The organism is Maricaulis sp. ABE4_448, from assembly GCF_056160825.1.
The window spans coordinates 629,945-643,320 of the sequence record NZ_JBSWXX010000001.1; the positions used below are offsets into that span (position 1 = coordinate 629,945).

Below are 13,376 nucleotides of genomic sequence, written 5' to 3' on the forward strand. Positions count from 1 at the left end.
GGCGTTAAGCGTCCACCTTCACATCCGGCCGGTTTGGGATTATAAAATATAACCGCTGCCCCCGTGGCCGGCGCCCCGTCCAGAACGGAGAAGCGCACATGAATTCGATAACCCGCACGGTCGAGGCCCAGGCCATTCACTGGCCGTCGGTGATCCGACACTATCGCTTGTCGAAGGGATTGAAACAGGCCGCGCTGGCGCATGATCTCAATGTCACCCAGACCATGGTGTCGCGCTGGGAAAGCGGCGTGGCGCTCCCCAGCCCCCGTATCCAGGAACGCATTTTCGACCTCTACTGGTCGTCACACACCTCGGTCTCGCGCGCGGCCTGGGTAGACCGGATCGGGCGGCATCCCTCCATCGTTGCCGTGATCGACAGTCGCGGCCGGATCGAGCGGGCCAGCCGCGGTCTCGTCAGGACGCTGGGCTGCGAGCGCCACGAGGTCGAGGGGCGCTATCTGGCCGAGGCGTTCCAGGGCGATCTTGTCGATCTGTTTGACACGTTCGACGCCAGCGGCTTCTTCGAGGGGCGTGTTGCCTCCGCGGAAAGCATGGACCGGGTCGAATTCCTGCCGCCGGACGGGGGCGTTTTCGTGACACGGCTCGTGCACGGTCTGCACCGCCCCACCTTCCTGCCCGGTCCGCGCATCGTCTGGCTGCTGTCGGCGGCCGAAGCGACCCCGGCTGTCTTCGACGATGTCCGCCTGCGGCTGGGCAGTTCGCGCGTGATACGCAAGGGTATCTGACATGCCGCGTCGGGCGCAGAGGGCGATGAGTGTAGAGGCGCCCGAGCTCTGGCGTGCACGCCTCCGGCGATTCCGCTTCACCCACAATATCAAGCAGGCCGCCCTTGCCGCCGATTTGGGGGTCACCCAGGCGATGATCTCGCGCTGGGAGTCCGGCTCGGTGACCCCGAGCGCCGAGATGCGCGCCCGCATCATGGGCCTGTTCGAGACCGGCGAGGTCTCGGCGCCATTGATCGACTGGCGCAGTCACACCGCCGCCCAGCCCGGCATTGCAGCGGTGATCGACCGGGCTGGCATGATCGAGACTGCCAGCGACGGCATGCTGCGCATGCTGGGACGTGAGCGCGCCGAGGTTGAAGGCGCCAGGCTGAAAGACCGGTTCTCCGGCGACCTGCCGGACCTCTTCCAAACGCTTGGCGCGTCGGGATTCTTTGACGGCAGGCTCGAAAGCGTCGAAAGTGCGGACCGGTATACCTTCGTCGATCGCGAGGGACAGGTGAGCCGTCAGTGCATCGAAGGATTGCACTGGCCGCACACGGGCGAGGATGGCGCAATCCGCTGGATGCTGTCCGGCGCCCCGATCGACGAGGCGGACTATGAAACACTGTGCCGCGAGCTGGCCGGAAAGGTCGTGCTCCACCCGGCACGATGAGCCCTGAAGGGGGGGCAGAATTGGTACAGGATATCAAACTGTCTGTGTCTTCCAGCAAGGTGAACTGGCCGTCGGTGATCCGGAATTTCCGGATGTCGAAACGGCTCAAGCAGGCTGCGCTGGCGGCAGATCTGGGCGTGACCCAGGCGATGATCTCGCGTTGGGAGAACGGCGACAGCGATCCGCCCGAACGGGTCAAGCGCCGCATGGCGGAACTCGTGCAGGACGCCTTCGTCGTCGCGCCGGCGCCGACCTGGGTCGACCTCATCACGCTGAACCCGTCGGTCGAGTTCGTGACGGACTCGATGGGCATGGTGAAGGCGATCTCGCGCGGTGCCCTGGAACTGTTCGGCATGGCGCGCCACGAGATCGAGGGGCGCAATCTCCGAGATTTCGTCGGCGGCGACTTCATGTCGGCGCTCGAACGGATCCGCGAGGAGGGCATGTTCCAGAGCAATCTGGCCTACGCCCAGAGCCTCGGATCGATGGAGATCAATGTGTCCTCGGGCATGCAGTCGCGCCTGTGCGACTTCCTGCACTGGCCGCGCATCTCCGAAGCGCGCACCGTCTACTGCATCCATTCCGGCGCCGTACTGGACGAGTCCCGCTACACTTCGCGCCTGGAAGAACGCGGCGAGAAGATCGTCTTCCGCCGGACCTTCTGATCGCGGGCATCAGATACCGGTCATGAAAAAGGGGCGGCTCCAGCGGAGCCGCCCCTTTCCTGTCAAGCTTGCGCCAGCGTTATTCGCCGCGCTGTGCGTCGCGCAGGGCGCGGAACTCGTTGCCCTCATGCCAGTTCGGCCAGTCGTCCGAATTGGCGAGCCGCGACCCGATCTCGTAGAACAGCTCGACATTCTCGATCATGCCGTCCATCGGCCAGTCGGCGGCATACTCGTCGGCCGGACCGTGATAGCGATTGGCGCGATAGTCCTCGCCTGCAGCCTGGCCGGCCTCCGAGCCGCCCTCGCGCAGGTCTTCGCCGCCATCGGCATACAGCATCGGCACACCGTGCTTGGCGAGCGAGATGTGGTCGGAGCGGTAGAAATAGCCGGCTTCCGGACTGGGATCCGGCACGATGTAGCGGTCCTGTTCCGACGCCACCGTTTCCAGCACGTCTTCCAGTTCCGAGGCGCCATGGCCGACGACGATGATATCGCGCGAACGGCCGGTCGGCAGCATGGCGTCTATATTGATCCCGCCCACGGTCTGGCTGAAGGGCACGATCGGGTTCTCGCCGTAATAGGCCGAGCCCAGCAGGCCGGATTCCTCGGCCGTCACGGCCAGGATCATCACCGAGCGTTCCGGCGGATTGGCCAGAAAGGCTTCGCCGATCTCGAGGATGGCGGCGGTGCCGGTCGCATTGTCGACGGCGCCGTTATAGATGCCGTCCTCGCCCTCGGCGACGTCGCGGATACCGATATGGTCCCAGTGCGCGGTGTAGATGACGTACTCGTCCGGCCGCGCCGTGCCCGGCACGACACCGACGACATTGCGCGAGTCGAGCGTGCGGGTGGAATTGTGCAGCGTCGCGGAGGCGGTCAGCCCGTCCATCGGCACGGCTTCGAAGTCGGCCTGTGAGGCCGCGGCGGTCAGGGTGTCGAAGTCGAGACCGGACAGGTCGAACAGCTGGCGGGCCACATCTTCGGTGACCCAACTTTCGACGGCAGCAAACATGCCTTCGCCCGGCTCGCGGGCCAGGTCCAGCTGGGCGCCGGTCCAGGAGCCCGAGACCACGTTCCAGCCATAGGAGGCCGGGGCGGTCTGGTGGATCAGGATGACGCCGGCCGCACCCTGGCGGGCCGCTTCCTCATACTTGTAGGTCCAGCGGCCGTAATAGGTCATCGCATTGCCGTTGAAGAGGCCGGAATCGGGATCGGCATAGCCGGGGTCGTTGACCAGCATGACCACCGTCTTGCCCTCGACATCGACGCCCTCATAGTCGTTCCAGCCGTATTCCGGCGCGACGACACCATAGCCGACAAAGACCAGCTCGCTGTCGGCCAGCGAAACCTCGCTGTCGGCCCGCTTGGTCCAGAACACGACGTCTTCATTTGTGGTCAGGCCGAGCGGCTCGCCCTGATGGGCGATCTCGAAGCTGGAATTCGCCTCGTCCAGCGTCACTTCGAGCAGGGGTACAGGCTGGAAATAGCTGCCTTCATAGCCCGGCTCGAGGCCGATACGGGCCATCTCGTCGGCGATCCACTGGCTGGCGGCGATGCCGCCCGGCGTGGCCGGGGCGCGGCCCTCGAACGCGTCGTCCGCGAGGGTCGAGATCATGCGGCGCATATCGGCTTCCGCGATTGCGGCGCTGGAAACTGCGGTATCTTCCGCCGGCGCGGACTGTCCCGCGTCGACCGTTTCGGTAGTCGTCTCCGGTGCCGGCGCGGCGTCCGTATCCGCCTCGTCTGCCGGGGTGCAGGCGGCGAGCAGGAGCCCGCTTGCCAGAGTGCTCAGAACTAGTCGTTTCATGGTTCTCCCCCATGTTGCGGCCAACTGGGCCTTGGGCTTTGGCGCAAAACTGTGGCACATCCTGCATTCGTGCTCGTCGCGCACAAGGGGTGGCGTCACTGAGATCGAGCGCAAATGGGGTTTGACCAAACCTGAATGACCATTCATGTTTGGTTTCGGCCACACACAATAAAAGTGGGTCGAAAGACCGGTACGCCTGAGGGGAGAGATCATGGCGGATACGAATGCGGGTGCTGCGCAAGGCAGCAACTTGCCCGGAGCGGGCTATCGCAGCCTGGTCATGGTGCTGCTGTTCCTAGTTTATGCGTTCAACTTCCTGGACCGCCAGATCATTTCCATCCTGGCCATTCCGATCAAGGAAGACCTGGGCCTGACCGACGAACAGCTCGGCCTGCTCGGCGGTATCGCCTTCGCACTCCTCTATTCCACGCTGGGCGTGCCGATCGCCTGGTTCGCCGACCGGTTCAACCGGACCTGGATCATGACCGCGGCGCTGACGATCTGGAGCGGTTTCACGGCGCTCAGCGGTTTCGCCCAGAACTTCATGCAGCTTTTCCTGGCCCGCGTTGGCGTGGGTGTCGGCGAGGCGGGCGGTGTCGCACCGGCCTACACGATTATCGCTGACTACTACCCGCCCTCCAAGCGCGCCCGGGCGCTGGCGATCTACTCGCTGGGCATTCCCGTGGGCAGCGCCTTTGGCGTCATCGCCGGTTCTCAGATTGCCGGCGGCGGTATCTCCGACGCGCTGGACTGGCGCTCCGCCTTCTTCATCGTCGGTATTGCCGGCATCGTTCTGGCGCCGATTTTCAAACTCGTTGTGCGCGAGCCCAAGCGCGGCCAGTACGACGCACCGGCCGTGGCCGCGAAAGTCGAGGCACCCAGCGAAACGGTCGATGTCTACCCGGCCGATCGTATCCGCATTCTCTCGATCGCCGGTGCGGTTCTGCTCACCCTGCCCAGCCTGCTCTCCATCTTCAACGCTGTCGTGTTCGGTGCGACCCCGGTGCAGTCGGTCGGCCTGCTTGCCGCGACGGCCGCCGTGGCGGCCGTGTGCGGCTGGTTTGGCGGGCAGTGGATCGGTCGGCAGTCGAAATGGCTGCCGCTGGCGCTCGGCCTGTCTGTCCTGATGGTCCTGCCGGGCCTGGTGGCCTGGTTCGTGCCGGCCCTGACGGGCGGCGCCCCCATCGGCACGGCAGCGATCGCCTGGCTGATCGGCCGGGCCATCGCGGGTGCGCTGATCGGCTTCTTCTTTGCCACCTTCCGTGAATTCATGATGCTGGCCCTGCGCAAGCCGAGCTTCTGGCTGATGATCATGGGCGCTTCGGCTTCGTCGATGATGGGCTATGGCGTCTTCTTCTGGCTGCCCTCCTTCTTTGCGCGCAGCTTCCAGCTCTCGCTGACCGAGACGGGCTGGCTGTTCGGCGGCGTGCTGTTCGTGGCCGGCAGCCTGGGCATTTTCCTGGGCGGTGTGATGGGTGACTGGATGGGCAAGCGCAAGCGCTCGGCCTTCGCCACGGTTCCCGCCGTCGCCTTCCTGCTGTGCGCGCCGCTCTACTGGGCCGGCGTGCTGTCGCCGTCCGCGACGATGGCGGTCGCCCTGCTCTTCATCCCGACGGCGCTCGGCCTGGCCTGGCTGGGCCCGGTCCTTTCGGCCTTCCAGCACCTGGTGCCGCCGCACATGCGCACCAGTGCGTCTTCTGTCTTCCTGCTGATCAACAATCTTCTGGGTATCGGCGGGGGTGTTTACGTGCTGGGCCGGCTGTCGACCGCACTGCAGCCGACCTTCGGTGACGGTTCGCTGCGGATCTCGATCCTGATCGGTGCCAGCCTCTATCTGGTTGCCGCCTTCTTCATGTTCTGGGCATCGCGTTATCTGGCCCGTGACTGGGAAGGCGAGGGCGAGACCGTGCCGGTGCCGGAAGCGGAGCCGCCGACCGAGGCCGAACCCAGCTGATGACGGGTACCATGTTCACAGACCACTTCTTCACCAATGCCGACGGGCTGCGCATCCACTATCGCGACTATCCGGCCCAGGGCGAGGAGACCGGCCTGCCGGTGTTGTGCCTGCACGGGCTGACCCGCAATGTGAAGGATTTCGAGGATCTCGCGCCGAAGATTGCCGCGAAGGGGCGGCGGGTGATCGTCGCCTCCCAGCGCGGCCGCGGCCGGTCGGATCCCGATCCGCAGGTCGAGCGCTACCAGCCGCCGGTCTATGCAGCCGACATGCTGGGCCTGCTCGACGCGCTGGGGATTGCCCGCGCGGTCTTTGTGGGCACCTCGATGGGCGGTCTGATGACCTTTGTCGTCGCCGGCACCCAGCCGCAACGCATCGCCGCGGCGGTGATCAATGATGTCGGACCGGTGGTCTCGAAAGAAGGCCTGGACCGGATCAAGCAGAACACGTCCAGCCGCGATCCGGCGGCCAGCTGGGACGAGGCGGCGTCGCGCACGCGCGACAGCAATCTGGCCGCTTTCCCGGCGCGGGCCGACGACGACGCCTTCTGGCACGACTTTGCCAGGAAGACCTGGATCGACGGCGAGAATGGTGCGGTCGTACTCGATTATGACGGCACGATCCTGTCCATGCTGGGCGGTGATGATGGTCCGCTGCCGGAACTCTGGGAGTTCTGGGAACCTTTCCGCACCATTCCGGCCCTCGTCGTGCGCGGCGGGATCAGCGATCTTCTCTCGCCGGAAACGGTGGCCGAGATGCGCCGCCGCAAGCCCGATCTGGGCGTGGTGGAAGTGCCCGATGTCGGCCACGCCCCCTTCATGACCGAGCCGGAAGCCTGGGCCGAGATCAACGCGTTTCTGGACCGCGTCGACTAACCCAAGGTTTGCGTCAGCAGGGCGGCATCCGGCTTTTCATTCCAGAACAGCCGGGCGCCGGCCTCGCCCCCGATATCGGCGGCGCAGATATGGCCGGTCTTCACCTTGGCATTGCTGTCTGCACCGCTCAGGGCGGCATGCATATAGCGCAGCACGCCGTTGGAGGTGACGACGAGGGTGAGCAGCCCCTGTGCCGCATCGCGCATGGCCGCGAGCGCATTGGCCTTCAGCGTCATCTCGTCCGGTGACCAGTCGGCGCCGTCGGGACGGCGGTGATGCTTGTCCCAGCTGTCCAGCGCCTCCTGGCCGAATTCAGCGATGATCTCGTCATTCGACTTGCCGCCCCAGGAGCCGTAGTCGATCTCCTTCAGGCGTTCGTCGATCTCGGGCGTGCCGGCAAAGCCGGTCAGTCCGGCGACGATCTCCGCAGCACGCCGCGTGCGTTTGAGCGGCCCGCAGACGATGCGGCCCGGTGTCAGACCGGCCGCCGCCAGGGCTTCGCCCAGCGCCCGCGCCTGGGCCTCGCCGCTCTCGACCAGTGGCAGGTCTTCCTTCGCGCCGACCCAGACCGGCGTGTCGCCGGGGCCGAATGTATTGCCGTGGCGGGCGAGCAGGATTTTCGTCATGCCACCAGCTCCCCCTCGCGGGCGATGATCTCTTCCACGCGCACGGCATCCTCCGGCGCATCCACCGACCAGGCCGATCGGCCGCGATAATCGGTCAGCACGACGCGGATCGGGATGCCGTTCTCCAGGGCGCGCAATTGTTCCAGGCTCTCGGTAAGCTCGAACGGGGTCGGCTCCAGCGCGACCAGTTGTTCCAGCGTGTCACGACGATAGCCATAGAGGCCGATATGCTGATAGGTCGGCGCGCCTTCTGCGGGCTTGCGGCGGAAGGGGATGACGGCCTTGGAGAAGTACATCGCGTCCATCGCCTTGTTGAACACGACGGTGGTGCCGGAGGCCGAGCCCTTCGCCTTGTCGGCGCGCATCCGGGCTTCGGTCTCGGCGGGTAGTTCGATGGCGGGCGTGGCCATCTGGAGCGAGGGGTCTGCGCGCAGCGTCTCGGCAACGCCGCCGATCACCCAGGGCGGGATGAGGGGCGCGTCGCCCTGCACGTTGATGACGATTTCCGCATCGCTGTCGAGGCGGCGCATGGCGTCGAGCGCACGTTCGGTTCCGTTGCGGCAGGCCGGGTCTGTCATCACCGCCTCACCGCCGGCAGCGGTCACGGCGTCCAGGATGCGATCGTCATCGGTTGCGACCACAACGCGGTCGACCCCGTCGGCCGCCGCCGCAATCCGCCAGACCCGCTCGATCATCATCCGGCCGGCGATCTTTGCCAGCGGCTTTCCGGGAAAGCGGGTCGACCCGTAGCGGGCGGGAATGACGGCAAGAACGGACATGTGGCGCAGCTCCCTCGGTTTTTCCGGCTTGTTCCACAATCCGCCGGGAATTGCCACATTGGCAGTATCCACGTCCCTGGATGCGGAATTTCCCCGTGCACTCGCGGCATTGATGTGTACACATGACGCTGCCCGGATCCTGAACAGCCCGGGACTCCTGTCACCGAAGGCGAAACGAGGACGTTAGATGCGCCATTTCCTGTCCACCGAAGATTGGTCCCGCAACGAACTTCAGGGCCTGCTCGACCGAGCAGCCGCCTTCAAGTCGGGCGTGAAAAGCCGATCGCTGGAGGGCAAGTCGATTGCGCTGGTGTTTTTCAATCCCTCGCTGCGAACACGATCGAGTTTCGACATCGGCGCACACCAGCTGGGCGGCCATGCCATCGTGCTCGACGCCAAGGGCGCGACCTGGCCGATGGAGTTCGGCGACGGCGCCATCATGGACGGTTCAGAGGAAGAGCATGTGCGCGAGGCCGCGCGCGTGCTGTCGCGCTATGTCGACCTGATCGCCATCCGCTGTTTTCCGGAGTTCAAGAACTGGCAGAGCGAGCGCGAGGATCCGATGATCTCCGCCTTTGCGAAACACGCGACGGTGCCGGTCATCAATATGGAGACCATCGTGCACCCCTGTCAGGAGCTGGCTCACATGCTGGCCCTGCAGGAGCGTTCCGGTCCGGTGGCGGGCAAGACTTATCTTTTGACCTGGGTGCCGCATCCCAAGCCGCTGAACACGGCCGTGGCGAATTCCTCGCTGCTGATCGCGTCGAAGTTCGGCGCCAATGTCCGCATCCTGGTGCCGGATGAGGTCTACCGTCTCGACGAGCGCTACATGTCGGCTGCGGAACGCTTCACGGCTGAAGGCGGTGGTTCGGTAACGCTGACCACCGATGTCGAGGCGGCCTATTCAGGTGCTGATGTGGTCTACGCCAAGAGCTGGGGCGCGCTGCCCTTCTATGGCAATTGGGGCGAGGAAGCGCCGGTCCGGGCGAAGGGCGCCGACTTCATGATCACGCCGGAAAAAATGGCGCTGACCAATAATGCCGTCGTTTCACACTGCCTGCCGATGCGCCGCAATGTGAAGATCGCCGATGCCGTGGTCGACAGCGATGCCTTCATGGGGATCGACGAGGCCGAAAACCGCCTGCACGTCCAGAAGGCCGTGATGGAGGCCCTCGCCCTGCAAGGGGGGGCGGAATGAGCGGCAAGGATGCGGCCCAGCCCCCGGTTCGCCAGACCATTGTCCAATTGCTGTCGCATATGCGCGACGGCAAGGAGATTCGCGAATATCTGCACCGCTTCTCCGGTGTCGACCAGGAGCGCTTCGCCGTCATCAAGGTCGGCGGTGCGGTCATCCAGGACGATCTGGACGGACTCGCCTCGGCGCTCGCCTTCCTGCAGACGGTCGGCCTGACGCCGGTCGTGGTGCATGGCGGCGGCCCGCAGCTGGATGCGGCGCTGGACGCGGCGGGTATTCCCACCGAACGGATCAATGGCCTGCGCGTCACACGTGAGCCGGCTATCCCGGTCATCCGCGACACGCTGACCGAAGCCAACCTCGCCCTGGTGGACGCGATCCGCGCCGCCGGCGGGCGTGCGGCGGCCATCCCGCGCGGTGTGTTCGAGGCCGAACTGGTCGATGCGAAGACGTTGGGCCGCGTGGGTGAGCCCAGCCGGGTCCGGCTGGACCTGGTGGCGGCCGCGGCCCGCGCCGGCCAAGCCTCGATCCTGGCCTGTCTGGGGGACACGGCGGACGGGTGTCTCGTCAACGTCAATGCCGATACCGCGGTGCGTGCCCTGGTTCATGCGCTGCAGCCCTACAAGGTGGTCTTCCTGACCGGGACGGGCGGGCTGCTCGACGAGGACGGCGATATCCTGTCCTCCATCAACCTGGCGACCGACTTCGCCGAGCTGATGGATGCCGGCTGGGTCAATGGCGGCATGCGGTTGAAGCTGGAGGAGATCAAGCGTCTGCTCGACGATCTGCCGCTGTCATCCTCGGTGTCGATCACGCGCCCGGCCGAGCTGGCCCGCGAGCTCTTCACCCATGCCGGCGCGGGAACGCTGATCCGCCGCGGCGAGCGCATCAAGGCGGCGGCCTCGAAGGACGCGCTCGATCTGGCCAAGCTCGACACGCTGGTGACCAAGGCGTTCGGCCGCCCGCCGATTGCGGGTTACTGGGACCGTCTTGTGATCGACCAAGCCTTCGTGACCGACAGCTATCGTGCCGCGGCCATCACGACGCGGCTCGATGACTGGATTTATCTGGACAAGTTCGCCGTGCTCGACGATGCGCGCGGTGAGGGGCTGGGGCGCGCGGTCTGGCACCGGCTGGTCGAATACGCGCCGCGCCTGATCTGGCGGTCGCGGACCAGCAATCCGGTCAACGGCTTCTATTTCGATGAATGTGACGGTGCTGTGCGCCAGGGAGACTGGACCGTGTTCTGGCGCGGTGAGGATGTCAGCCTCACCGGTATTGACGCTGTGGTGCAAAAGGCACTTTCCCTGCCGCCCACGCTCGAGGCGCCGAAATGACCGCCCGGATCGGACTGATCGGCGCGCGCGGCCATACCGGCCGGGAGTTGTTGCGCCTGATTGGAGGCCGGGACGACATGATCCTGGCCTATGCCAGTTCGCGCGAGTTTGCCGGCAAGCCTGTGGCCGAGATGGCACCGGAAATCGGCGGCGATCTCGCCTTTGAGGCGCTGTCGCCGGAGGATGTCGCCGCGCGGCCCGTCGATGCGGTGATCCTGGCACTGCCGAACGGGGCCTCTGCGCCTTTCGTCGCGGCCATTCCTGCCGGGACCGTGATTGTCGACCTGTCGGCCGATTACCGGTTTGACGACAATTGGGTCTATGGCCTGCCGGAGATCCACGGCCGCGAAGCGATCCGCCACGCCCGCCGCATTGCCAATCCGGGCTGCTATGCCACGGCCGGCCAGTTGGCGATCGCGCCGCTGCGCGGGGCGCTGGCCGGTCCGGCGCACGTGTTCGGCGTGTCGGGCTATTCCGGCGCCGGCACAACGCCGTCGCGCAAGAACAACCCGGATGCGCTGGCCGATAATCTGATGCCCTATGCCCTGACGGGGCATATTCATGAGAGCGAAATGAGCCGGCACCTCGGCGAGAGTGTCTGCTTCACCCCGCATGTCGCGCAATTCTTCCGCGGTATTGTGGCAACGGTGCATGCCGAGCTCGCCGAGCCGATGGATCGCGACACGCTGATTGCGTGCTTCAGGGAGGCCTATGCCGGCGAACCCCTGATCGAGGTCGTCGAACGCATTCCGGAAGTGCGCGACGGCGCCGGCAATCCCGGCGCGGTGGTTGGCGGGTTCGCGGTGGATGAGAGCGGCCGGCGCGCCGTCATCGTCAGCGCGCTGGACAATCTCCTCAAGGGGGCGGCCACCCAGGCGATGCAGAATCTTACCCTGGCGCTGGGGCTCGAGGAGCTGCGCGGCTAGCCGTCGTCGTTGGAGTATCCGCGCACGACGCCGGTCTCTGCGTCGATGGCCTGCCAGCGGTCTTCATACGCAGCGTCTCGCTCGACGCGGACATGCCCTTCGGCGCGCCAGAGGGTGAAGTCGCGCGTGCGGCCGCCATCGAGCGGAATGGCCAGTTCACCGATGGGTTCGAACGTCCGGAAGTCCTCGCGCAGGCGGGGCACTTCCAGCGGGCGGTGGGACACGATCAGCACCGGGCCATCGATCGTCTCCGCTAGCGGCCAGATATCTTCGGCATGGTTCACGGGACCGGAATACCGCAGCCACATGCGCGCCTCCGCCTGCAGAGAGGGCGCATAGCGCTGGGTCTGGTGGAAGACATTGCGGTCGTCGAACACGATGAAGGCATAGTCGTCCGCGGCGGCGGCTTCGGTGATGGCAGCCGCGGTTTCCGGCCAGGCGCGGATACGCTTGGTGGCGTTGTCGAGGCCGGTCATCTCCACCAGGGCGGGGCTGGCAGCAATAACCGCAAAGCTGATCCCGACAATACTGTGAAGGATGATCGATCCGATCAGCAACCAGCGGCGCCAGCCGGGCCCGTTCAGAAGGAAAAGCGTGACGAGGAGCGTTGCAGCGACATAGGCACCGGCCGCCCAGTTGGCATGGGCGCGGCTGATGAAGGCCTGGATCGAGACTGCGAGAATTGCGGGCACGATGAAGGCCGCAAGCAGCCGGCGTTCGGGGGCGATTCTGAGGGCTTTCGGTGCGCCGGCGATCAACAGGCCGATCAGGACGGGGAACAGGAAGGGGCCGAAGACAGCGATCTGCTCGACGAGGAACTCGGCCATTTCAGCGGGGTGGAACAGGTCGCCGCCCCAATTCGCGTTCGCCGCCGTGTGCGTGACGGTGGCGAAGTCATTCGCTGCGTTCCAGGCAAGATTGGGCGCCAGGCAGGCGAGCGCGATGAGTGCGGCAATGGTGCCTTTCAGGCTCAGCAACGCCCGGCGGAGCGGCGCGTCGATCACGATGCCGATGGCCGTGCCGACGACGAAATAGATCATCGCGTATTTGGAGAGAAAGCCGAGCCCGATGGCGAGGCCCAGACCTGCGGCGGACGCCCAGCCCCCGTCATCACGCAGGCGCAGCAGGGCGTAGAGGCCGGCCGACCAGGCGCAGAGCAAAAGCGCATCGGTCGAGATGACGACGCCGGACAGCCAGATCGAGGGCAGGGTGAGATAGACGGCCGCCGCCCAGAAGCCGGCCCGGCTGTCCGCCAGCCGCTGTGCGCTCGCAAAAAGAAAGGCCGCCGTTGCCGAATGCAGCAAGGGCGCCGGCAGGCGGACGGCGAAGTCGCTGTCACCGAGAAGCCCGGTCGATGCGGCGATCAGCCAGGCGATCATCGGCGGTTTGGAGAAATACCCCCAGTCGAACTCGCGGGACCAGATCCAGTACTGGGTCTCGTCTGCGTAGAGCGCAACCGGTGAAATGGCCAATGCCACAAGGCGCATCAACGCGACGCCTACAATCAGCCCGATCGTTGCCCGCAGCCAGGGATTCGTCCGGGGAGATTCGGCGAAGGTGGAATCAGTCATTCGGACGGCCCGTTTCCGCTGCTGAAAAGTGTAACATTTTCGCCGCAGCCTATGCGCTTTTCGCACGAGCCGGTAAAGGGCTTCGGTGGAGAAAATTCCGGGCGCCGGACCTGTCGGTATCCCGGATTTTGAGGTTTTGTGCGCCTGCACACACATATTTTGCGATTGGTGCGCTGCAGCGATCAATCTGTCGCCAAGGTTAACCCGCCGGGGTGTCACAAAAGCTTCTTCTGTACGTCTTGG

12 protein-coding genes are annotated in these 13,376 nt (G+C 65.5%); 8 read left to right on the forward strand and 4 right to left on the reverse strand.

Annotated elements, in window-relative coordinates; all coding sequences use genetic code 11:
* The first annotated feature begins 98 nt into the window (after nt 1-98).
* Genes ACXAJV_RS02995 through ACXAJV_RS03005 form a run of 3 tightly spaced genes read left to right on the forward strand, consistent with a single transcriptional unit; the run spans nt 99 to nt 2,063 of the window.
* Entirely contained in the window at nt 99-746 is a 648-nt protein-coding gene (locus tag ACXAJV_RS02995; RefSeq protein ID WP_475081774.1) for a helix-turn-helix domain-containing protein, read from the forward strand.
* 25 nt (nt 747-771) lie between these two features.
* Nucleotides 772-1,398, forward strand: a complete 627-nt coding sequence (locus ACXAJV_RS03000) for a helix-turn-helix domain-containing protein (RefSeq protein ID WP_475081776.1) — start codon at nt 772-774, stop codon at nt 1,396-1,398.
* A 44-nt stretch (nt 1,399-1,442) separates the two neighbouring features.
* Nucleotides 1,443-2,063 (forward strand): helix-turn-helix domain-containing protein, encoded by a 621-nt coding sequence (locus tag ACXAJV_RS03005; protein WP_348506865.1) that lies wholly within the window; start codon nt 1,443-1,445, stop codon nt 2,061-2,063.
* A 79-nt stretch (nt 2,064-2,142) separates the two neighbouring features.
* On the opposite strand, the gene ACXAJV_RS03010 is transcribed toward ACXAJV_RS03005, so the two are convergent.
* A complete protein-coding gene (locus ACXAJV_RS03010; protein WP_475081777.1) occupies nt 2,143-3,870 on the reverse strand; it encodes a M28 family metallopeptidase in 1,728 nt (575 codons plus the stop codon).
* Nucleotides 3,871-4,081: 211 nt separating this feature from the next.
* Between ACXAJV_RS03010 and ACXAJV_RS03015 the strand changes: the two genes are divergently transcribed.
* Both ACXAJV_RS03015 and ACXAJV_RS03020 read left to right on the forward strand, forming a co-directional pair.
* A complete protein-coding gene (locus tag ACXAJV_RS03015) occupies nt 4,082-5,824 on the forward strand; it encodes a spinster family MFS transporter (protein WP_475081779.1) in 1,743 nt (580 codons plus the stop codon).
* Between the two features lie 11 nt (nt 5,825-5,835).
* Entirely contained in the window at nt 5,836-6,699 is an 864-nt protein-coding gene (locus tag ACXAJV_RS03020; RefSeq protein WP_475081780.1) for an alpha/beta fold hydrolase, read from the forward strand.
* Here the strand turns inward: ACXAJV_RS03020 and ACXAJV_RS03025 are convergent.
* Nucleotides 6,696-7,325 (reverse strand): histidine phosphatase family protein, encoded by a 630-nt coding sequence (locus tag ACXAJV_RS03025; RefSeq protein ID WP_475081782.1) that lies wholly within the window; start codon nt 7,323-7,325, stop codon nt 6,696-6,698. The genes ACXAJV_RS03020 and ACXAJV_RS03025 overlap by 4 nt on opposite strands.
* Nucleotides 7,322-8,104 carry a 3-deoxy-manno-octulosonate cytidylyltransferase gene (gene kdsB, locus ACXAJV_RS03030; protein WP_475081785.1) on the reverse strand — a complete coding sequence of 261 codons (783 nt, stop codon included), beginning with the start codon at nt 8,102-8,104 and terminating at the stop codon, nt 7,322-7,324. Before kdsB ends, ACXAJV_RS03025 begins: the two co-directional genes overlap by 4 nt.
* A gap of 187 nt (nt 8,105-8,291) precedes the next feature.
* On the opposite strand from kdsB, the gene ACXAJV_RS03035 reads away from it, so the two are divergent.
* The 3 genes from ACXAJV_RS03035 to argC are packed head-to-tail and all read left to right on the forward strand — an operon-like array spanning nt 8,292 to nt 11,562.
* A complete protein-coding gene (locus tag ACXAJV_RS03035) occupies nt 8,292-9,302 on the forward strand; it encodes an N-acetylornithine carbamoyltransferase (RefSeq protein WP_475081788.1) in 1,011 nt (336 codons plus the stop codon).
* Nucleotides 9,299-10,636 carry an acetylglutamate kinase gene (locus tag ACXAJV_RS03040; RefSeq protein WP_475081790.1) on the forward strand — a complete coding sequence of 446 codons (1,338 nt, stop codon included), beginning with the start codon at nt 9,299-9,301 and terminating at the stop codon, nt 10,634-10,636. The genes ACXAJV_RS03035 and ACXAJV_RS03040 overlap by 4 nt, the downstream gene beginning before the upstream one ends.
* Entirely contained in the window at nt 10,633-11,562 is a 930-nt protein-coding gene (gene argC, locus ACXAJV_RS03045; protein ID WP_475081793.1) for an N-acetyl-gamma-glutamyl-phosphate reductase, read from the forward strand. The genes ACXAJV_RS03040 and argC overlap by 4 nt, the downstream gene beginning before the upstream one ends.
* Here argC and ACXAJV_RS03050 read toward each other — a convergent pair.
* Nucleotides 11,559-13,133, reverse strand: a complete 1,575-nt coding sequence (locus tag ACXAJV_RS03050) for an ArnT family glycosyltransferase (RefSeq protein WP_475081795.1) — start codon at nt 13,131-13,133, stop codon at nt 11,559-11,561. The two genes, argC and ACXAJV_RS03050, sit on opposite strands and share 4 nt — an antisense overlap.
* Between the last annotated feature and the right edge of the window lie 243 nt (nt 13,134-13,376).